Annotated in this window: 22 protein-coding genes; 11 read left to right on the plus strand and 11 right to left on the minus strand. The window is 36.1% G+C overall.

All coding sequences use genetic code 11. From position 1 onward, the window contains the following. Window positions 1–131: 131 nt before the first annotated feature. The 6 genes from AACZ30_RS04950 to AACZ30_RS04975 all read right to left on the minus strand — a co-directional run bounded on the left by AACZ30_RS04950 (window position 132) and on the right by AACZ30_RS04975 (window position 4919). On the minus strand, window positions 132–1064 hold the full coding sequence (locus AACZ30_RS04950; protein WP_339648058.1) for a ribonucleotide-diphosphate reductase subunit beta: 933 nt from the start codon (window positions 1062–1064) through the stop codon (window positions 132–134). A gap of 249 nt (window positions 1065–1313) precedes the next feature. Beyond that, window positions 1314–2051, minus strand: coding sequence for a hypothetical protein (locus AACZ30_RS04955; protein ID WP_339648059.1), 738 nt, complete (start codon window positions 2049–2051; stop codon window positions 1314–1316). Between the two features lie 18 nt (window positions 2052–2069). Then, window positions 2070–2411 (minus strand): hypothetical protein, encoded by a 342-nt coding sequence (locus tag AACZ30_RS04960; RefSeq protein ID WP_339648060.1) that lies wholly within the window; start codon window positions 2409–2411, stop codon window positions 2070–2072. An 11-nt stretch (window positions 2412–2422) separates the two neighbouring features. After that, window positions 2423–3244 carry a DUF4412 domain-containing protein gene (locus tag AACZ30_RS04965; protein ID WP_339648062.1) on the minus strand — a complete coding sequence of 274 codons (822 nt, stop codon included), beginning with the start codon at window positions 3242–3244 and terminating at the stop codon, window positions 2423–2425. Between the two features lie 301 nt (window positions 3245–3545). Further along, a complete protein-coding gene (locus tag AACZ30_RS04970) occupies window positions 3546–4109 on the minus strand; it encodes a DUF3109 family protein (protein ID WP_075325235.1) in 564 nt (187 codons plus the stop codon). Between the two features lie 153 nt (window positions 4110–4262). Next, complete coding sequence (locus AACZ30_RS04975) at window positions 4263–4919, minus strand: hypothetical protein (protein ID WP_339648064.1); 657 nt, start codon at window positions 4917–4919, stop codon at window positions 4263–4265. Window positions 4920–5241: 322 nt separating this feature from the next. Between AACZ30_RS04975 and AACZ30_RS04980 the strand changes: the two genes are divergently transcribed. From AACZ30_RS04980 to AACZ30_RS04990, 3 genes are read left to right on the plus strand one after another with little or no spacing between them, the layout of a single operon-like run. Continuing rightward, window positions 5242–5823 (plus strand): MarC family protein, encoded by a 582-nt coding sequence (locus tag AACZ30_RS04980; protein WP_075325233.1) that lies wholly within the window; start codon window positions 5242–5244, stop codon window positions 5821–5823. Then, complete coding sequence (locus AACZ30_RS04985; RefSeq protein WP_075325232.1) at window positions 5820–6017, plus strand: hypothetical protein; 198 nt, start codon at window positions 5820–5822, stop codon at window positions 6015–6017. Before AACZ30_RS04980 ends, AACZ30_RS04985 begins: the two co-directional genes overlap by 4 nt. A 1-nt stretch (window position 6018) precedes the next feature. Continuing rightward, the gene (locus AACZ30_RS04990) at window positions 6019–6624 is read left to right on the plus strand and encodes an FAD-dependent oxidoreductase (RefSeq protein WP_339648066.1); all 606 of its coding nucleotides are present in this window, start codon (window positions 6019–6021) and stop codon (window positions 6622–6624) included. Here AACZ30_RS04990 and AACZ30_RS04995 read toward each other — a convergent pair. The 4 genes from AACZ30_RS04995 to AACZ30_RS05010 form a co-directional block, all read right to left on the minus strand. Continuing rightward, window positions 6619–6921, minus strand: a complete 303-nt coding sequence (locus AACZ30_RS04995) for a hypothetical protein (protein ID WP_075325230.1) — start codon at window positions 6919–6921, stop codon at window positions 6619–6621. The two genes, AACZ30_RS04990 and AACZ30_RS04995, sit on opposite strands and share 6 nt — an antisense overlap. A gap of 12 nt (window positions 6922–6933) precedes the next feature. Further along, the gene (locus AACZ30_RS05000; protein WP_339648068.1) at window positions 6934–8520 is read right to left on the minus strand and encodes a S41 family peptidase; all 1587 of its coding nucleotides are present in this window, start codon (window positions 8518–8520) and stop codon (window positions 6934–6936) included. Next, window positions 8517–8948 (minus strand): dCMP deaminase family protein, encoded by a 432-nt coding sequence (locus tag AACZ30_RS05005; protein WP_075325228.1) that lies wholly within the window; start codon window positions 8946–8948, stop codon window positions 8517–8519. The genes AACZ30_RS05000 and AACZ30_RS05005 overlap by 4 nt, the downstream gene beginning before the upstream one ends. Before the next feature lie 61 nt (window positions 8949–9009). Then, window positions 9010–9600 carry a HupE/UreJ family protein gene (locus AACZ30_RS05010; RefSeq protein WP_339648070.1) on the minus strand — a complete coding sequence of 197 codons (591 nt, stop codon included), beginning with the start codon at window positions 9598–9600 and terminating at the stop codon, window positions 9010–9012. A 321-nt stretch (window positions 9601–9921) separates the two neighbouring features. Between AACZ30_RS05010 and AACZ30_RS05015 the strand changes: the two genes are divergently transcribed. From AACZ30_RS05015 to pncA, 4 genes are read left to right on the plus strand one after another with little or no spacing between them, the layout of a single operon-like run. Beyond that, the gene (locus AACZ30_RS05015) at window positions 9922–10485 is read left to right on the plus strand and encodes a PAS domain-containing protein (RefSeq protein WP_339648071.1); all 564 of its coding nucleotides are present in this window, start codon (window positions 9922–9924) and stop codon (window positions 10483–10485) included. A gap of 52 nt (window positions 10486–10537) precedes the next feature. Continuing rightward, the gene (locus AACZ30_RS05020) at window positions 10538–11065 is read left to right on the plus strand and encodes a macro domain-containing protein (RefSeq protein WP_339648072.1); all 528 of its coding nucleotides are present in this window, start codon (window positions 10538–10540) and stop codon (window positions 11063–11065) included. 12 nt (window positions 11066–11077) lie between these two features. Next, window positions 11078–12481, plus strand: coding sequence for a nicotinate phosphoribosyltransferase (locus tag AACZ30_RS05025; RefSeq protein ID WP_339648073.1), 1404 nt, complete (start codon window positions 11078–11080; stop codon window positions 12479–12481). Between the two features lie 2 nt (window positions 12482–12483). Beyond that, entirely contained in the window at window positions 12484–13095 is a 612-nt protein-coding gene (gene pncA / locus AACZ30_RS05030) for a bifunctional nicotinamidase/pyrazinamidase (protein ID WP_339648075.1), read from the plus strand. On the opposite strand, the gene AACZ30_RS05035 is transcribed toward pncA, so the two are convergent. Then, a complete protein-coding gene (locus AACZ30_RS05035; protein ID WP_339648077.1) occupies window positions 13082–13861 on the minus strand; it encodes a glutamate dehydrogenase in 780 nt (259 codons plus the stop codon). The two genes, pncA and AACZ30_RS05035, sit on opposite strands and share 14 nt — an antisense overlap. Before the next feature lie 202 nt (window positions 13862–14063). On the opposite strand from AACZ30_RS05035, the gene gdhA reads away from it, so the two are divergent. The 4 genes from gdhA to AACZ30_RS05055 all read left to right on the plus strand — a co-directional run. Then, window positions 14064–15407: an NADP-specific glutamate dehydrogenase gene (gdhA, locus tag AACZ30_RS05040; protein WP_339648078.1), complete on the plus strand. Its 1344-nt coding sequence runs from the start codon at window positions 14064–14066 to the stop codon at window positions 15405–15407. A gap of 84 nt (window positions 15408–15491) precedes the next feature. Next, window positions 15492–16211, plus strand: a complete 720-nt coding sequence (gene recO, locus AACZ30_RS05045) for a DNA repair protein RecO (RefSeq protein ID WP_339648079.1) — start codon at window positions 15492–15494, stop codon at window positions 16209–16211. Then, window positions 16212–18620 (plus strand): TonB-dependent receptor, encoded by a 2409-nt coding sequence (locus AACZ30_RS05050; RefSeq protein WP_339648080.1) that lies wholly within the window; start codon window positions 16212–16214, stop codon window positions 18618–18620. A 145-nt stretch (window positions 18621–18765) separates the two neighbouring features. After that, on the plus strand, window positions 18766–19262 hold a 497-nt coding region (locus tag AACZ30_RS05055), incomplete at its 3' end, for a class I tRNA ligase family protein (RefSeq protein WP_339648081.1).

The raw sequence follows: 19262 nt of genomic DNA on the forward strand, positions 1-19262 counted from the left end.
AAAGGTATTAGCCTGAATTCTTTAATTGAACTTGAGCATTTAAAATTTGGATAGAGAAATAAACCGGGGGGCGGTAGTTTAAAAAAACTGAAACAGCGTCATATTGGGGAGCATGGCGCCAGTTCCAGTTTTTACAAATCAGTTTTTTTACTGATTTTATTAAACTCTTTATCTGTTTTATTAATTTGAGAGTAATCTTGTGCTCTCTTATTTACTAGATTTTCTTTAGCAATATTTTCCTCTTTTAAGTTTTTATTCAGCATTAAATCGGTAAACAATCTTTTGCTTTCGTACTCAAGATATTCGGTTAAAGATTTAATTTTGAGGTCAATTAAATCTAAAGGAAGAAAGTCAGCAATAAATTCTTTTTCTATAGCCACAGCTTCACCAATAATTTGCTGTATTTTTTTGTCTGAAATTTCTTCTAAAAGGTGATCTCTAAAAAGTTGAACTGCAAAATCCCTGTGTAAGGCTTTATCGCGGTAAATAAGCTCATAGGTATAGCAAAGCCCCGGTATTAAACCGCAATTTTTTATCCAGAAAATAGTAGCAAAACTACTATAGGAAAAAATACTTTTTGCAGTAGCTAGAGCTACTAATTTTTCGGCAAAAGAGCTGCTGTTAGACCATTTTTTTATCCATTCTTCCCTGGCTGATGTAGCAGGTATTTTTTGAATGTCTTTAAAAACATTTTCCTGTTGAGTTGTATTAAAAAAGGAATTTAAACACATACTATAGGCTTCGGTATGTGTATTTTCCATAACCAGTTGTAAATCCAGAAAGGATCTAGCCTCAGGAAGATTAATCTTGTTGCTAATTTTTTTGGTTAAACTGCTCAGGTTTCTTTCTGCAGAAAGAATTAAACCAAGAACTTTATTAAGAAACAGGCGTTTCTCTCCATTTAATTCTTCCCAGGATAATAAATCTTTTTGAATATCTATTTGTCCCGCAGTCCAAAAATTAGCTTCAATAGCTTTATAGGCATCCCAAATATCGTTGTGTTTCACAGGAAATATTACAAATCTGTCTTTGTTATCCCGTAGCAAGGGCTCCTGTTTACTCATTTAAGTGGGGGTGTTACCGTTTATTTATTGGATTGGCAACAAATATTAGAAAAAATTCTCATTCTGCTAATATGCTTTGTTTAATATTTTTATAAAGTTTTCAACACAAAAAACTAATAATTAGTAGTTTGTATAGCCTGATATGGCTAATATCGTAAGAAATATGATTTATATATGTTGAAAAGTATGAAATAAAACAAACGTTAAAACCCCCATATAGATTACTATTGGGGGCGTAAATTTACAATCTTACTTTTCTGAAGAAAAATACCAGTTAATTTCTGAAGGGGTATTTTCAATTTGTTGTATCTCTGTAGTTTTAGGATAAATTTTTCCTGAAGAATCTTCAAAAACTTCAGTAATATGGTATTCAATAAGATTCCATCCTTTTATTAGCTCTAAAGAATAATTTTCTGAAGTTTTAAAACTTTCATTTTGAGCCTGGGTGAAAGTTGTATTCATGCAGGTGCCTTTTACAGTAGCCGGTTCGTCAAGATATGTCCATTCTAAGTACTTCCCCGTACCGCTATTTTCTTCACCGTAAGTAAAGAAATAATCTGCAATAGCTTTTTTGGAGGCGGGCATAAGTAAACCCAAAATTTCTTTCTTTCCTTTAAACACCACAAGCTGTTTTGGTAAGCTGCTTAAGTTGGTTTCTCCATTATTATATGATAAACCGCCAGATAAGCAGGAGAAGGTTCCGGAAACGGTTTTTAAAGATGCCTGCCAACCTTCTGGAGATTTTTCCTGTTCTTTCTCCATTTGTGCTTTCATTTTCTGAAGAAAATTTGGTTGTAATTCAATCGTTAGATTTCCATTTTTGTCTATACCACCAAATTCCTGGACACTACCTGAAATAAAATCCAGCACTCCAATTTTGGCACTACCATATTCCCAGTTTTCTACCTTAGTTTCAATTAGATTTTGAGAAAGCGCATTAAAACTAAACAGAAAACAGACTATTAAGTTTATAAATAAATTTTTCATTTTTTAAATATTAGCAAACTATTTCTCAAACTGATGCCCAAGTATAGGTACCGGTTTTGTTGTATGATTAACAGCATTTATAAGCCCCATTATCCATAAATACAGCAGGAATATGGAACCGAGAAAACTTAGAATCCATCCCAATATTGGGATCATTCCAATAATAAAAAGCCCTAAACTAAGTATTACCAATCCCAGGGATTGTTTAATGTGAAATGCTGCAAATTCGTCTTTTTTATCGTTATTTAAAACAAAGGCTACCACCAGCCCAATAATGGTTAAATAGGCAATAATAGCTATGGTTTTAGGGTCAAAAGTACTTTTCGCTTCGTTGGATTGGTGTGTGTTTGAATTCTCCATAATCTTATATATTATTTAGATGCGCCCAGGGCAGCATAATTTTCTTTATTTATTGAAAAAGATTTTTTCTCAAGGCCGGTACAACGCATAGTGGTATTATGATCGCTATTATTTTTGTCTATCATTATCATTTCCATCATTAAAGCATCGCCATCTTCTAGCCAGTCTGCATTCCAACCTTTTGGAATATTGCTTTTTTCGTCACTATACATGTTGGCAAAACTAATAGGAGCTTCCCGGGTGAGGTAAAAGGTAAACTTGTGTTCTTCTGTTTCGGTTTCATAGCCCTGGCATTCATACCCCAGAATATTTTTTGTGCCAATTTTCTTTAATTCTGAATTTTCGTAAGGATTAGTTTCTTCTTCAGTATTGTCAAGGTTTATTTTACTGGCGGTAATAAAGTTAGTGTCATCTGAAGAGAGGTACATAACGGTAAGTTTCCTATCCATATCCAGCACCATAAACATACCTTCGGCTTGCGGCACCCGCATTCCAAAATAGGGTGCATCTTCTTTAAGAAGATAGGTCATATCCACATTTCCATCTTTAGTTTCCATATTTAACTGGTACTCCCAGTTAAAATCGTAAGATTGCGGAACTTCACTAACATCTACCCGGTTAGCACCCATTGGGATAGGGCTATTTTTAAGATCGGTTTCCCACATTTTGTTGAGAGACTTGTTAGCTTCATTTGCAGCTTTATTAGAAATATTTTCAGTAACTGCATGTTCAACTTTTTTTTCTACCTTTTCTTTTAATTTCTTTAAAAATTGGGCCTCTGTAGTAGAAACACATAATAAAAGAGAGCACCCTAATAGAATAAGTTTTTTCATAATATAAATTTTAGGTTATCAATAAATTGTAACTAAACTACCTTGAACCAGGCCCAAGGCATTCATTAAAACCATTGTTTAATTTTCGAGGCAGGCCTCGGAGCATTTAAATCCCGATTATCGAGTAAATGCTTAGGGTTAGGGGCGAAAATTTAAAATGTAGGGGAATAACTAAATACCGGTTTAGAGGGTGAGCACCGGATAAATTAGGGGTGAAATTCAAAAATTGAATATACGAAATCTTTTAGAATATTTAAAATAATATCCTGCCAATCAAATGGATAAGAAGTAATTTCAGTATTTAAAGGTCTTTAGCGGCTGCTTCCAGTTGATTGTACCAATCTTCGCCAAATTTTCTAATAAGTGCGTCTTTGGTGAATTTATAAACCGGTACCTGAAGTTCGGCACCCAAACTGCAGGCATCATCACAAATTTGCCATTTATGATAATTTACCGCAGAAAATTCTGAGTATTCCTGGATCCTAATTGGGTATAAGTGGCAGGAAATAGGTTTTTTAAAATCAATATCCCCCTGGTTGTAGGCTTCTTCAATTCCGCAGAGCGCAATGCCGTTATCATCAAAAGTAACGTAGGCACAATCGGCGCCATCTATTAACGGAGTTTCAATTTCGTCAAGATCGGTGGTGATGTAGGTGCCTTGTTTTTCTATGGCATCTATCCCTTTTTGTCTCAAATAAGGTTTTACTTTGGGGTAAATTTCGTCTAGAATTTGACGTTCTTCTGGTGTTACCGGTGCCCCGGCATCGCCGTCTACACAGCAAGCACCTTTGCAAGCCGAAAGGTTACACACAAAATCTTTGGTTAAGATCTCTTCTGAAACTATGGTTTTTCCTATTTGAAACATAGCCGCAAATATAAATTTAACTTGTTTGATTTAGAAAGTTTTACCTAAAATTTCTATTATGATTTTTTCAACCTGAAATTTTCAGCGATAATTTCAAAAAATAGATAGTCAAAATTAAAAAATTCGGTTTTATGAATGAAAAAGCCAAAATTTTTAAAAGGCAAAACCTATTCCTATGTTGGCCATGAGCCCAGAAAATAGTAAATTATAGGGTTTCACTTCAGAATCAAATTCAAAATTTATAGTTTCCCTGCTGCCATCGTTATACACCTTTGTGGCTTCTACATGGTCTGGTAAAGAGGAGAAAGAGTAACCTACTTCGGGTCTAAAATAGAATAAACCACCTAGTTTTGCACCCAACTTAATATTCACTGAACCGTGAGAAGCATCTAAAATATCCCTGGAATCTTCATAGTGAACAGTTCCTTTAATATTAATATTGCCATAGCTTAAGCCTCCATATAAACCTCTACCGGGTTTAAAGAAATAATAATTTAATCCGCCTTCTATGTAGGTGTAATTAAGTTCGTCATTATTAGATGCGTCTACTTGCTCTTCTCCAACGAGCCAATCAGACTTTATATTAGAATAGTCTACACTAACCGCTAATTTTTTATTAAGAAGTGGCGTTACATATTCAAGGTTTCCACCAATAATAGTGGGAAAACCAATTTTGGCGCCAATTCTTATTGGTCTAAGCTTCTTTTCTTTTGCTGAATTTTCATTTATAGAAATAGCTTCCTGTGCATGGATATTTGCAAAACTGAACAAAACTGCACATACAATTAGAATATTTAAACTTCTTTTCATCTTTAAAATTCGTGGATTTAAAAATTTAACATAAAATATCTACAAGAATATCTTCTTATTTCTTAAAAAAAAGTACTTGAATTAAGGAAATGGGGTGTGGGGAAGGGTAAAAATATTTTAATTTGAATATGCTTCAAATACCTGATTATGGGTATTTTTTGGCAAATGTTATCTAAAATATTTAGCGCTTTAAGTTGAAATTAATCTGCGTTGAAATCACTATAAAAGAACACCTCAATTTTAATAAAAATTTTACCTGTTAATTCCTTGATGCTGTGTTTTTAAAAATTAATTTTGCGCAAAATTTTTCAAAAACTGAGTTATGTGGAAATTACTCGATGCAAAACAAATTTTTACCGCCGGAATGATTCTTTTTGCGGTGATTGATATTATTGGAAGTATCCCTATTATTATAGACCTGAGAAGAAAAGTAGGCCATATTCAAAGTGAAAAAGCTTCGGTGGTCGCAGGTATTATTATGATTGTATTCCTGTTTGTTGGGAAGGAGATTTTGAATTTAATTGGGATAGACGTAAACTCATTTGCCGTGGCAGGGGCGTTTATCCTGTTCTTCCTGGCTCTGGAAATGATTTTAGGAATTACACTTTATAAAGACGATGAACCTGAAACCGCTTCTGTAGTTCCGCTTGCGTTTCCCTTAATTGCTGGCGCAGGTACACTTACTACCCTGGTTTCGCTTCAGGCAGAATATGAAACGGTAAATATCATTGTAGCTATACTTATCAATATTATCTTTGTATACGTGGTACTAAAATCTTCTACCAAAATGGAGAAAGTTTTAGGTAGCCAGGGAATTAGTGTAATTAGAAAAGTATTCGGCGTAATTTTGCTGGCTATTGCCGTAAAATTATTCGCTACAAACATTCAGAGTTTATTTTCATGAAGTTATTTATTTATACCGTAATTTTTTTAGCTGTAGTCATAATTGGTTACAGTGCAACCGTTTTAAATTTTGATGATCTTTTAAAAGGCGATAGCGCAACCGCTGTACTGGTTATTGTTGGAAGCCTTTGCGTAATTATTCTTATGGGGATTTTATTAACCTCCAGAAGTATTGCGAAAAAGCATAATTCTTAATATGAAATTTGATGTTCTTATTATTGGCGGTGGCGCGGCAGGAATGTCTTGCGCACTTATCTTAGGATCTGCACTGCAAAATAATATTATTGCCAATAAAAAGGTAGGCCTGCTTACTCACCAAAAAGCTTCGCATTTAAATTCGGCGCTCTTAAATAATGTTTTGGGAGTTGTGCCGGGAACTTCAGGACAACAAATTCTAACAGAAGGAATTCTACATTTGGAAGAACAATATCCTGAAATTGAACAATTAGCGAAAGAAAAAGTAAAAGAGATTATTCATTTAACTGAAGGTTTCAGTGTAATTACCAACAAAAATACATACGAAGCCGAAAATGTAGTGCTGGCAACAGGCTACACAAGTCCTTTTAGAATTAAAGGTTTGGAAGAGGAAGTGATTCCGCATAAAAAAGCTAAAGCTTCTAAAGATCGTATTCAGTTAAAAAATGAAGATCATTTAGTAAAACCGGGATTGTATGTAGCCGGTAGCCTCGCCGGTTGGCGCAGTCAATTTTCTATAGCCTGTGGTAGTGGTGCAAGTGTAGCTACAGATATTTTAAGTTTCTGGAAAGGAGAGCATACAAAAGTACACGATAAGCTTTTATAGCATAAAATAGCCGGTAACCATTAAAGGAATAGAAAGTAGCATTAGAATTAAGCAGGTACGATGCAATCTTCTATAAAGAAGGGCAAGCCTTAATTTCTCTTTGAATTCTTTATCCTGAGTTTTTTTAATCTGATTTTTAATAGAAGTAACCGAAACATTTGCAGAAGTAACCAAAATATCCTTTTGTAAAAAGAGTAATGCGCTATTATCTAAAAGCCGGAAACTCACCGCAATTATGAAGAAAAATAGCGGGGAAACGGTTAAAAAAATTATAAAGTTTTCATGATTCGCACTCACGCATGCAAGCTATTAATTTTTTTGCGATAATTCAAGAATTTTCTCAATGGCAGGATCATTTTCATTAATTAGTTTTTCAAAAGCCGTGGTGCCGTAGAGCTGTTGGGCAATTACCGCTTTTAGATATTGCTTTAATAAAGTGGTATGGTTATTTACATTAAGCCTAATATTTCCATTTCGAACAAATCTTATAAAATCCTGCACCATTTCGTTAGAGATTGTAACTTTTTCATCAAACTCTTCCCGCTTTACATTATTGTAAAAAGTACGGTTTTCTTCGAGGACATTAAATATAAACCGACTCATATACCCGCCGTGTAAAAGAAGCTTTATATTGTTTCTTTCATTATCACTGTCTTGCGGAATAAACACATCGGGAATTATCCCTCCGCCGCCATAAACCACTTTTCCTTTAGGTGTTTCGTACCTAAGTGAATCATCTACATTTATGCTGTCGGCGCTATTGAGCTCCCCATTTTTATAGCGTCGCATATAATCTTTAAAATAGCTCTCATTACCGTTATCATATGGCTTTTGTATAGAACGGCCCGTTGGGGTGTAATATCGTGCAATGGTTAATCTTACCGCGCTACCATCGCCCAAATCCATTTCACGTTGCACAAGGCCTTTACCGTAAGATCTACGACCTACAATGGTACCGCGGTCGTTATCCTGTAGTGCGCCGGCCACGACTTCACTTGCCGAAGCTGAATTTTCATTAATAAGAACAAAAAGATCTCCATTCTCTAAAAGACCTTTTCTTCGGGAAAAAGTTTCTTCAACCGAGCCGCTTTTATTTTTGGTGTAAAGAATTAATTTATCGTCTTCCAGGAATTCGTCTACAATCTTAATCGCTTCTGAAAGATAACCGCCAGGATTGTCTCTAAGGTCCAAGGCTATTTGATTAGCGCCTTCTTTCTTGAGCTTTTTCAAGGCGTTTTGAAATTCTTTATAGGTAGTTTCAGAAAACCTGTTCACTTTAATATAACCTAAATCTGGCGATAACATATAAGCGGCATCTACACTTTTTAGCGGTACACGGCCCCGCTTCACTTTAAAGGTGAGTAAATCCTTGATTCCTTTTCTTTTAACTTTAAGTATTACGCGAGAATCTTCTTCTCCTTTTAGGTGTTTTGTAAGCGAATCGTTAGTAATATCTTTATTAAAAAGGGGAGTGCCATCGGCATATAAAATACGGTCGCCACCGCGAATTCCTATTTTTTCACTGGGCCCGCCTTCCAGGGCCTGTATTACCACTACGGTATCGTTAACGTTATAAAAACTAACCCCAATGCCTACAAAATCGCCCTGCATATTTTCTACTACGCCGGCATATTCTTCTTTTGGAATATATACCGAATGCGGATCAAGATTTTCAAGAATTCTATTAACCGTAATATCTACAATACTATCGGTATTTACATCGTCTACATACTCATAGTCAATGTAGTCTATAAGTCGGTTGAGTTTTTGTTTTTTGGGATTTGAAGAAAAAAGGGCATCAGAAGAAGAAAAATCCAGTTTTCCGCCCAGCAAAACGCCGGCGGCGCAAGCTGTAGCAAGAAGAATAGGAATTAATATTTTTTGCCTGGTATTCAATCTTCTAAATCGTTAATTTGTTCAAGGGTGACTCCTGCTTTTTCAAGAAAATCCAGTCCGGAATTATCTTTATAATCTATATGATAAACCAACCTGGTAATTCCTGCCTGGTGAATTAATTTACTGCATTCTTTACAGGGAGACATTGTGATATAAAGTGTTGCGCCATTACAGGATTGCGTAGATCCTGCAACTTTTAAAATAGCATTGGCTTCAGCGTGCAGCACGTACCATTTTGTGTAACCTTCGTCATCTTCACAATAATTTTCAAATCCTGTTGGAGTGCCGTTGTAACCATCAGAAATTATCATTCTATCTTTTACAATAACTGCGCCAACCTGCTTTCTTTTACAATGCGATAATTTACTCCATTCGCGGGCAATTCTCAAATATGCCTTATCGTACTTTAATTGTTTTTTCTTATCCATATTAGCGGTATAATCCGGCTTTTTTAGGCGAAATTTTTCGCCTTATTTTTAATTCACTAATTTATTGAATAGCCTGAAAATTTTCCTGGAGAATTGGTAAAATAATACCAATTACTATGGCTGAAGTTACTAAGATCCAGTCCCTTTTGGAAACCGAGAAGATATTTTGGGCAATAAAACCAAGAATTATTACAGCAATAACTACAATAACCTGTGCAGCTTCTATACCAAGTGCGAATTCTAAAAGTGGTAGAAATTTGCTTTCTGTATTTGAAGCCACCATTTTAAAATATGAAGAAAATCCAAGTCCATGAATTAAGCCGAAGAAAACCGTTGTAAAATATAACGGATTATGATTTTTATTACGTTCTTTTTTACTGGCTGTGATAATATTGTAAAGAGCGGTGAGAATAATTGTAATAGGAATTAACAATTCTACCCAGGCGGAATCTACTTTTACAATTTCGTAAACCGAAAGAAATAAAGCTAAAGTGTGGCCAATGGTAAATAGGGTTACCAGCCATAGAATTCGTTTCCAGCTGCTAAAGGTATAAGCGGCAACAAGTACAATAAGAAATAAAATATGGTCGTAAGCCTGCCAGTCAAGAACGTGTTCCAGACCTAATCTAAAGTACAGCCAGAATTGGGACATATCAAAAATATTAGAAAAACCCGAAAGTACAACTTATTCAGAATATTGCAAAAGCTTTTGCGGCTCTTAGTTTTAAGCCCAAATGCGTTATAAAATGGCATTACATGAGCCGTTTTTTGAGATGATTTTTTTAGAAAATTATCACTTCCTGTTTTTTTATGAAATAAGGAAAATAGACGTTTGTTAATTGTTGAGGTATTTCTTCTAAAAACTCAACATTAACGTTGATTTAAAGAGTGTTGAATAAGATTTTAGGTAGTTTTGTTTGTTAAATAGATTGCGAAATAAAACCTGAATTTGTTCACAGCTAAAAAAAAGACTATGAAGAAGAATCTAATGAATATGCAGTGTCTTGATATTTATCTTTCCTCTTTAAGCCAGGAAGAATATGAAGAAATTGAAGACGAAATTACTGTTTCTGATATTAAGGTGATGCCTCTTCGCAGCTGGGATATTTATAACGAGCATTTTGCAGAACAACTATTGAATTTAAAACAGGAAAAAGCAATTAAGTCGTTTAAAAAATTAGCCAAAAAATTCGAATGGAAAAACAACTGGAAAGAAGTATTTCAAAACAAATCTTTTGATGCTTTGGTTTTAACAAATCAGGAAGCCAAAATCCAGTGGGTGAGCGAGGGTTTTACCGATATGACTGGTTATAGCAGCAAATTTGCGATAAATAAAACACCCCATTTTTTACAGGGAAAAGAAACCGACAGGGCTGTTTTAAACCGAATTAAACACAAACTATCACGAGATGAACCTTTTACTGAAATTTTGGTAAACTATAAAAAAGATAAAACTCCTTATAAGTGCGAGATTAGCGTTATTCCCTTGATAAATGACAGAACCACTCATTATTTAGCTCTGGAGCGGCAGGCCTAAACCTTTCGTCTTTTATTAAATTTTTGTAATTTCTGAATAAGAAATCAGAGTTATGAAAAAAACTATCCAGAATATTGAAATTGAAGTTTTTCAAGGAGATATAGCTAATCTACCCAATGTAGAAGCTGTGGTAAATGCTGCCAATGCACAACTCACCACTGGTGGCGGCGTTGCAGGGGCAATTCATCGTGCTGCCGGCCCAAAACTTTATGAAGAATGCAAACCTCTTGCGCCTATCGCTCCCGGCGAAGCAGTAATTACCGACGCTTATAATTTACCTAATAAGTATGTAATTCATTGTTTGGGACCTGTTTACGGTAAAGACAAGCCTGAAAATAAGCTGCTCGAAAATTGCTATAAAAATGTTTTAAAACGAACAGAAGAGAAGAAAGTAAAGTCTGTTGCTTTTCCTGCAATTTCTACCGGCGCTTTTGGTTACCCTATAAAAGAAGCGACAAAGATCAGTTTTAATACAATTTTAGCCGAAATCCCTGAACTTAAACATTTGCAAAAGCTTAAATTTGTGCTATTCAGTGAAGCAGATCTCGAGATTTACGAAACTATGCTTGCTGAAATGTAAACCAACCAAGCTATGCTAGATTTCTCCGCTACTTATACCGATCAGTATCAACTGGCGATGTCACAGGTGTATTTTAAAAAGGGCCAAAAAGACCACACCGCAATTTTTGATTATTATTTCAGAAAACTTCCTTATAACGGTGGGTACGCGATTTTTGCCGGACTTCAGGATTTACTGAAGATCATTGAAAATTTAAAATTCAACGATAAAGACCTGGAGTACCTTAAAAAACAGGATTTTGATGATGATTTCCTGCAATATCTCAAAGATTTTAAATTCCACGGAAATATTTATTCGGTTCAGGAAGGGGACGTGGTTTTTCCCACACGGCCTATTTTGCAGGTAGAAGCCAATATTATTGAAGCGCAAATTATTGAAACCATCCTACTTAATTTACTCAATTTTCAAACTTTAATAGCTACTAAAGCCAGCCGAATTAAACTGGTTTCAGGAGAAAGAACTTTACTGGATTTTGGTTTAAGAAGAGCGCAGGGACCTGGGGGTTATTATGCCACTCGTGCCGCAATTATTGGAGGTTTTAACGGGACCAGTAATGTAATTGCAGGAAGAGATTTTAATATTCCGGTTTCGGGAACCATGGCGCATTCTTTTATTCAGAGTTATGATGATGAAATCACTGCATTTAGGGATTTTGCTGAGGGTAGACCAAAAGATTGTGTTCTGCTGGTAGATACTTACGATACGCTTAAAAGTGGTGTACCAAACGCGATTACAGTCGCCAAGGAAATGGAAGATCGCGGCGAAAAATTGATGGCTATTAGGCTTGATAGTGGAGATTTAGCTTATCTCTCTAAGCAAAGCAGAAAAATGCTGGACGAGGCCGGACTCGATTACGTGAAAATTGCAGCTTCCAATCAATTAGAAGAAAATGTAATTAAAAGTTTGCTGGAACAAGGCGCCAGGATAGATGTTTTTGGTGTGGGTACCAATCTTGTTATTGGAAGTCCTGATGCTGCTTTAGACGGAGTTTACAAACTGGCTTATTCCAACGGAAAACCAAGAATCAAAATTTCAGAAAGTATTGTAAAGGTTACGCTTCCGCATAAAAAACAGGTATATCGTTTAAGAGATGCTGAAGGCAACTGCGTGGGCGGAGATTTGGTGACTCTTTTTGAAGAAGAAAATATTAAAAATATGATTCATCCATTTGAGCCTTATAAACAAATGAAAGTTGATGGTTTAGAAAAAGAAGCACTGTTGAAACCGGTTATGGAAAACGGGAAGAATAAACTGGAAAAGAAATCGCTTCAGGAAATCGCAGAATATAGTAAAAACCGTCTGGCTGAACTTTCTATAGAATATAAGCGTTTTAACAATCCGCATATATATAAAGTGGGAATTAGTGAAACATTAAAAACCGAACGCGATAAATTAATAGCATCTTTTAAAAATTAGTTATGAAAACTTTGATTATTATAGATCCTCAAAACGATTTTATGCCAGGTGGTTCGCTTGCTGTACCTAATGGAGATGAAATTATCCCGGTGATCAATAAAATTCAGGGAAACTTTGATTTGATAATTGTTTCCCAGGATTGGCATCCAAACGGCCACGCCAGTTTTGCCAGTAGCCACAAAGGAAAAAAAGAGTTTGAAACTATTGATCTTAACGGAATAGAACAGGTAATGTGGCCAGAGCATTGTGTGCAAAATACCGTTGGCGCCGAATTTCATAGAGATTTAAAAACTTCAAAAATTGAAGCCATTTTTAGAAAAGGCACCAATCCAGAAATAGACAGCTACAGCGCTTTTTACGATAATCAGCATTTAAAATCCACTGGGCTTTCTGGGTATTTAAAAGAAAAAAATGCAGAAGACCTTTATTTCTGCGGACTTGCTGCTGAAATTTGTGTGCATTTTACCGCTAAAGATGCAATTAAAGAAGGTTTTAAAGCGACCATAATAGAGGATGCTACACGCACGTTAAACGTGGAAAATTTTGAAAAAGCTAAAGTAGAATTAAAAGAATTGGGTGGTAGAATTATTTCTTCAAATGCTATTGAAAGTTGATATAATAAACATAGCCAACATTCACCCAAAATATATAATCGTCGAATTTATTTTGAGGCGCGTCAATATTTAATCCGTCAAGCCAGTCGCTACCATAATATTGTCCGCGGGCTTCAATTAAAAGGTCGTGTCTAAAACCTAATCGGTAACGAACACCAAGCCCGCCAACTATAGAATAGGTGCTACCGCGTTCAAAATCCATTCCGCCAATAAAAGTTGGGAATACATTCTTGGGATTTTCCAATGAACCAAGGTCGGAATACGCGTCAGCTTTATAAGATACAAAATGGCCGCCTAAACTTACATAGGGTGAAAACATATATCCCGAATGCGTAAAATCTCGAATTCTAAAAGGATGGTATTCCAGGTGTATCCCGCCTTCAATAATTTCACTTTCCCCGTGCATTGCTCTAAGTAACTGCCCTCCAATAGTATTCTTTCTGGCCACAGGACCAAAATGTTCTAACTTGGAGTAGAAATAATCCAGCTCATTTCTAATTCTAAAGTGGTTGGTGAAAAAAGAAGCCGCCTGGGAGTAGTGACAGTCGGTTTTGTAGGCAAAATTCATATAATGGGAAATCCCTATCCCGTAACCCGCATTGTTAAGGTTGTTTTTTACATTCCAGCGTTCCCCGTAATCTGTAAAAAAAGAAGCCGGCCCTGCTTTAACAGCAATTTCGTGAGCAATCCCAAATTGGGAATATCCCTTTACCTGGAACAGTAATATAAAAACAATAAGAGGTAAAAATATCTTGTAATTGTGCATTACTTCAGACTTGGGCGAGCAACAAATATATAAAAACTACTTTAACAAAAAATTATAGATTTCATTCTGTCTGTAAATTCTTAAAATGGAGACGTTAATATTATATGAAAAGATAAAAATTTGAGGTCATTTTTTATAGAACTCATATATTTGCAACATAAAACACAGTTTTTTTTATAAACTATTTGTAGTATCACGCAATATGGAACAAAATATACAAGATTTCCTGGATAAAGTATCTCAAAGAAATCAAAACGAACCGGAATTCATGCAGGCAGTGCACGAAGTTTCTGAAACTATTATTCCTTTTATAGAAGAGAATAAAAAGTATCAAAACATGCAATTGCTGGAACGTATGGTAGAGCCAGAGCGAGTAATTATGTTTAGAGTGTCCTGGTTGGATGATGAAGGTAATATTCAAGTAAATCGCGGTTTTAGAATTCAAATGAATTCAGCAATAGGACCTTATAAAGGCGGATTGCGTTTTCACCCTTCTGTAAACTTAAGTATACTTAAATTCCTTGCTTTTGAGCAGGTATTTAAGAACAGCCTTACTACTTTACCAATGGGTGGAGGAAAAGGTGGATCTGATTTTGATCCAAAAGGAAAATCTGATAACGAGGTGATGCGTTTCTGCCAGAGCTTTATGACAGAGCTTTATCGCCATATTGGCCCAGATACCGATGTTCCTGCTGGAGATATTGGAGTTGGTGCCCGTGAAGTTGGTTATATGTTTGGCCAGTACAAGAGATTGCAAAATGAATTCACAGGAATTTTAACCGGAAAAGGACTTTCCTACGGTGGTTCCCTCGTTCGTCCTGAAGCTACAGGTTACGGGAATGTATATTTTGCTCAAAATATGCTAAGAACAAGAGATGAATCTTTTGAAGGAAAAACAGTAGTTGTTTCAGGTTCTGGAAACGTAGCACAATATGCTGCAGAGAAAGCACTGCAATTTGGTGCGAAGATCTTAACCATGAGTGATTCTGGAGGATATATTTATGATGAAGCCGGAATTGATGAAGAGAAGCTTCAGTTTATCATGGACCTTAAAAATGTTAGACGTGGCAGAATCAGTGAATATGTAGATGAATATTCTTCAGCTAAATACTTTGAAGGTGAAACGCCATGGGGAGTAAAATGTGATGTGGCGCTTCCTTGTGCAACACAGAACGAACTTGAAGAAGCTGATGCTAAAAAATTAGTAGATAATGGATGTATGTGTGTTGGCGAAGGTGCTAATATGCCTTGTACTCCAGAGGCTGTAGAGGTATTTAAAGAAGCAAAAATTCTTTTCTCTCCGGGTAAAGCTTCTAATGCGGGTGGTGTTGCCACTTCAGGATTAGAAATGAGCCAAAACTCTATGCGTTACAGCTGGACTTCAGAAGAAGTAGATAAGAAGTTACACGAAATCATGAATAACATTCACGACCGTTGTGTAGAATTTGGAAAAGAAGAAGATGGTTATATAGACTACGTAAAAGGAGCAAATATTGCCGGTTTCGTAAAAGTTGCCGATGCTATGCTTGCCCAGGGAGTAGTATAGATCTCAATCATTTAAACGATAAACTAAGGCCGCTTTTTTAGCGGCCTTTTTTAATTATCTTCGAAGAGAAGAAATTCCTAAAAAATGCTTGTTACCACTCCGGCAATTGTTGTTAGTGCCTTAAAATATGGTGAGGCCGATTTGATTGTAAAAGCCTACACTTATAGCGACGGTTTAAAAACCTATATGCTAAAAGGAGTCTTGAAATCAAAAAAAGGCAAATTCAAGGCGTCGCAATTCCAGTTGCTTACCCAGTTGGAGATCGTGGCGAATCATCGTAACCAGGGGAAGATGGAGTACCTTAAAGATGCGAAAGTGTTGCACACTTACACCAGCCTGCATACCAATATGGTGAAAGGTGCGATGCTTATGTTTTTGGCAGAAGTTTTAAAAAATGCAATTCGGGAAGAAGAAACCAATCCGCAATTGTTTAAGTATCTTGAAAACTCACTCATGTGGTTAGATCTGCATGATAAGATCGCCAATTTTCATCTTTTGTTCTTATTAAATTTAACCAGATATCTTGGTTTTTATCCTGACGTCGATGCGAAAGAGTTCACTTATTTTAATCTCTTAGATGGCGTTTTTGAAATAAATAGCGTGAATAATTACTGCGTAGATGGTCAAAACGTGGCGGTTTTACGGCAGTTATTAGGCATAAATTTTGATAAGTTGAATGAGGTAAAATTGAATCAACAAAGTCGGGCAAATTTCCTGAATATGCTGCTTATATATTACGAGTTGCATATTGAAGGATTTAAGAAACCAAAATCACTTGCCGTCCTCAACGAAATTTTTAGCTAAATGCGAAATTCAATAATAGGAGTAATTCTCCTTTTTTTTATGGTTAATAGTATCTACGCTCAGCAGATACAGGTTTTGAATGAAGAAAGTCATGAGCCACTTCCCAGCGTGGCTTTATACAACGCTGAAAAATCTAAAAGTGTATTAACTAATTTTGACGGAGTAGCTAATATTTCAGTATTTGATAAAGATGAGGTTATTCATTTTAAGCACGTAAACTTCACCGATAAAAGCCTCAGGAAATCCCAAATAATCCGGAATAATAATAAAGTTTATCTAAAAAGTGATGGTAATGAGCTAGACCAGGTAGTGCTTTCGGTGGCTAAATTTGAAATGAATAAAGATGAAATTCCGCAGAAGATCGTCAGCTTTTCAGCAAATGATATTATTATGGCCAGCCCGCAAACTTCGGCCGATCTTTTGGAAAGCAGCGGTCAGGTTTTTGTTCAGAAAAGTCAGTTAGGCGGTGGAAGTCCAATGATTCGCGGGTTTGCTACGAACCGTCTTTTAATTACCGTAGACGGAGTACGAATGAATACCGCGATTTTTAGAAGCGGAAATCTTCAAAATATCATCTCAATAGATCCCCTGGCGGTAGAAAATACCGAGGTAATTCTCGGCCCGGGATCGGTGGTTTATGGAAGTGATGCGATTGGCGGGGTGATGAATTTTTATACTTTGAAGCCGAAATTTTCCTTTACTCATAAAGCTTCGGTTTCTGGTAGTGCTTACTCCCGTTACGCTTCTGCAAATAATGAAAAAACCGTACACGCCGATGTGAATATAGGCCTGGAGAATTGGGCATTTTTAAGCAGTATTAGCTTTTCAGATTTTGATGATTTAAGAATGGGATCTCACGGACCTGATGAATATTTGCGAAACGAATATGCAGTGCGAAAAAATGGTGAAGATGTAGTGGTTGCAAATGATGATCCTCGAGTGCAAAAGCCAACCGGATATCAACAAATTAATTTACTGCAGAAAGTAAAGTTTATGCCACATAAAGATTGGGACCTAAATTTAGGACTTATCTATTCTACCACATCAGATTTTCCAAGATTTGACAGGCTTTACCGAAAGCGCGATGGTGATTTGCGTACAGCAGAATGGTATTATGGCCCTCAGGAATGGTTTATGGGGAATTTTAAGATCAATAAAAAAGGAAACGGAGCATTCTATGATAAAGCCCAGATGACAACTGCTTATCAATTTTTTGAAGAGAGCCGTCATAACCGGGATTTTGGTGAAGATTGGTTATACAACACCAAAGAAAATGTAGATGCTTATTCGGTTAATTTCGATTTTGAAAAGACCTTTGAAGAGAGCCGGTTGTTTTATGGAGCCGAATATGTTTTTAATAAAGTGAATTCTACGGGATTTGCAGAAAATATTTTAACGGAAGAAGAAAACATCACCGCTTCACGATATCCAGATGGTTCTACCTGGCAATCCATTGCGGCTTATACCACCTATCAATGGAAGATCCAGGAAGATCTTTCTTTTCAATCTGGACTTCGGTATAATCATATTTTGGTGGACGCTGAATTTGATGAGAATTTATATGATTTTCCATTTAGTGAGGCCAAAATTAATACCGGAGCTTTAACCGGAAGTGCGGGAATTAACTGGCAACAAAACAGGTTTATCGGGTGGCGATTGAATCTTTCTACAGCTTTTAGGGCTCCAAATATAGATGATGTGGGGAAAATTTTCGATTCTGAACCTGGAGCAGTAGTAGTGCCAAATCCAGATTTAAAACCGGAATATGCTTACAGTAGTGAGCTTGGTTTTGATTGGAAGCCTGCCGAAAATATCAGTTTTATCGCGACCGCATTTTATACATATTTAAATGATGCGATGGTGCGCAGGGATTTCAATTTAAATGGAGAAACCGAAATAGATTACCAGGGAGAACCAAGTCGTGTACAGGCGATTCAGAATACCGCGAAAGCGCACGTTTACGGATTTGAAAGTGGGATAGAAATCGATTTTTCTGTTGCACTAAGATTAACTTCCAAAATTAGCATAACCGAAGGAAAAGAAGAGCAGGAAGATGGTTCTACCGCAGCATTACGGCACGCGGCTCCTGTATTTGGGAATACACATTTAATATGGCACAAAAAAAGATTGAAATTCGATCTTTTTGCGGAATATAATGGGCAATTTGATTATGAAGATCTCGCACCATCAGAACAGGGTAAAGCCTATTTATATGCTATAGATGATAACGGAAATCCTTATTCACCTTCCTGGTATAGCCTAAATTTAACCGGTCAATACGAACTAAGTAAAAACTTACTGGCAACCGCTTCTTTAGAAAATATTACCGATCAACGTTACCGAACTTATTCCTCGGGAATCGCCGCTGCAGGTAGAAATTTAATTTTAGCGCTGAGGTATACTTTTTAATCATTTTTCGTAATTCTCAATGCTTTTAAAAATCTTTCAGAATTTATTTAGTATCAATTTCTTTTGGGTTAGCTTTTTCCGTTTTTCTAACCCGCTCTTTTCTTAAAATTGATTATTTTCGCGACTCATTGGAAATTTTGAAAAAATGAGCAATAAGTTCCCTGAATATAAAGGACTTGACTTACCAAAAGTAGCTGAGGAAATCTTGAGTTACTGGAAGGAGTACGATATTTTTGAAAAAAGTGTTTCTACACGAGAAGGCAAAGAAGCGTTTGTGTTTTTCGAAGGCCCACCTTCTGCGAACGGGCTTCCGGGAATTCACCACGTAATGGCGCGAGCTATTAAGGATATTTTTTGCCGTTATAAAACTCAAAAAGGATACCAGGTAAAACGTAAAGCCGGTTGGGATACTCATGGTCTTCCGGTAGAACTTGGTGTAGAAAAAGAATTAGGGATTACCAAAGAAGATATTGGGACCAAAATTTCCGTAGAAAAATATAACGAAGCCTGTAAAAATGCGGTAATGCGTTACACCGATGTGTGGAACGATCTTACCGAAAAAATCGGCTATTGGGTAGATATGGAAGATCCATACGTTACCTATAAATCAAAATATATGGAAACAGTTTGGTGGCTGCTTTC

It is taken from the genome of uncultured Salegentibacter sp., from assembly GCF_963972535.1.
In the GTDB taxonomy this organism is placed as follows: domain Bacteria; phylum Bacteroidota; class Bacteroidia; order Flavobacteriales; family Flavobacteriaceae; genus Salegentibacter.

What these genes read in the sequence shown, in the direction of transcription:
- AACZ30_RS04990 (WP_339648066.1), top strand. Translation starts at nt 6,019, where the DNA reads ATGAAATTTGATGTTCTTATTATTGGCGGTGGCGCGGCAGGAATGTCT.
- AACZ30_RS05050 (WP_339648080.1), top strand. Translation starts at nt 16,212, where the DNA reads ATGCGAAATTCAATAATAGGAGTAATTCTCCTTTTTTTTATGGTTAAT.
- AACZ30_RS04950 (WP_339648058.1), bottom strand. Translation starts at nt 1,064, where the DNA reads ATGAGTAAACAGGAGCCCTTGCTACGGGATAACAAAGACAGATTTGTA.
- AACZ30_RS05005 (WP_075325228.1), bottom strand. Translation starts at nt 8,948, where the DNA reads ATGGATAAGAAAAAACAATTAAAGTACGATAAGGCATATTTGAGAATT.
- AACZ30_RS04985 (WP_075325232.1), top strand. Translation starts at nt 5,820, where the DNA reads ATGAAGTTATTTATTTATACCGTAATTTTTTTAGCTGTAGTCATAATT.
- AACZ30_RS05010 (WP_339648070.1), bottom strand. Translation starts at nt 9,600, where the DNA reads ATGTCCCAATTCTGGCTGTACTTTAGATTAGGTCTGGAACACGTTCTT.
- pncA (WP_339648075.1), top strand. Translation starts at nt 12,484, where the DNA reads ATGAAAACTTTGATTATTATAGATCCTCAAAACGATTTTATGCCAGGT.
- gdhA (WP_339648078.1), top strand. Translation starts at nt 14,064, where the DNA reads ATGGAACAAAATATACAAGATTTCCTGGATAAAGTATCTCAAAGAAAT.
- AACZ30_RS05015 (WP_339648071.1), top strand. Translation starts at nt 9,922, where the DNA reads ATGAAGAAGAATCTAATGAATATGCAGTGTCTTGATATTTATCTTTCC.
- recO (WP_339648079.1), top strand. Translation starts at nt 15,492, where the DNA reads ATGCTTGTTACCACTCCGGCAATTGTTGTTAGTGCCTTAAAATATGGT.
- AACZ30_RS04965 (WP_339648062.1), bottom strand. Translation starts at nt 3,244, where the DNA reads ATGAAAAAACTTATTCTATTAGGGTGCTCTCTTTTATTATGTGTTTCT.
- AACZ30_RS04980 (WP_075325233.1), top strand. Translation starts at nt 5,242, where the DNA reads ATGTGGAAATTACTCGATGCAAAACAAATTTTTACCGCCGGAATGATT.
- AACZ30_RS05020 (WP_339648072.1), top strand. Translation starts at nt 10,538, where the DNA reads ATGAAAAAAACTATCCAGAATATTGAAATTGAAGTTTTTCAAGGAGAT.
- AACZ30_RS04975 (WP_339648064.1), bottom strand. Translation starts at nt 4,919, where the DNA reads ATGAAAAGAAGTTTAAATATTCTAATTGTATGTGCAGTTTTGTTCAGT.
- AACZ30_RS05035 (WP_339648077.1), bottom strand. Translation starts at nt 13,861, where the DNA reads ATGCACAATTACAAGATATTTTTACCTCTTATTGTTTTTATATTACTG.
- AACZ30_RS04960 (WP_339648060.1), bottom strand. Translation starts at nt 2,411, where the DNA reads ATGGAGAATTCAAACACACACCAATCCAACGAAGCGAAAAGTACTTTT.
- AACZ30_RS05025 (WP_339648073.1), top strand. Translation starts at nt 11,078, where the DNA reads ATGCTAGATTTCTCCGCTACTTATACCGATCAGTATCAACTGGCGATG.
- AACZ30_RS04970 (WP_075325235.1), bottom strand. Translation starts at nt 4,109, where the DNA reads ATGTTTCAAATAGGAAAAACCATAGTTTCAGAAGAGATCTTAACCAAA.
- AACZ30_RS04955 (WP_339648059.1), bottom strand. Translation starts at nt 2,051, where the DNA reads ATGAAAAATTTATTTATAAACTTAATAGTCTGTTTTCTGTTTAGTTTT.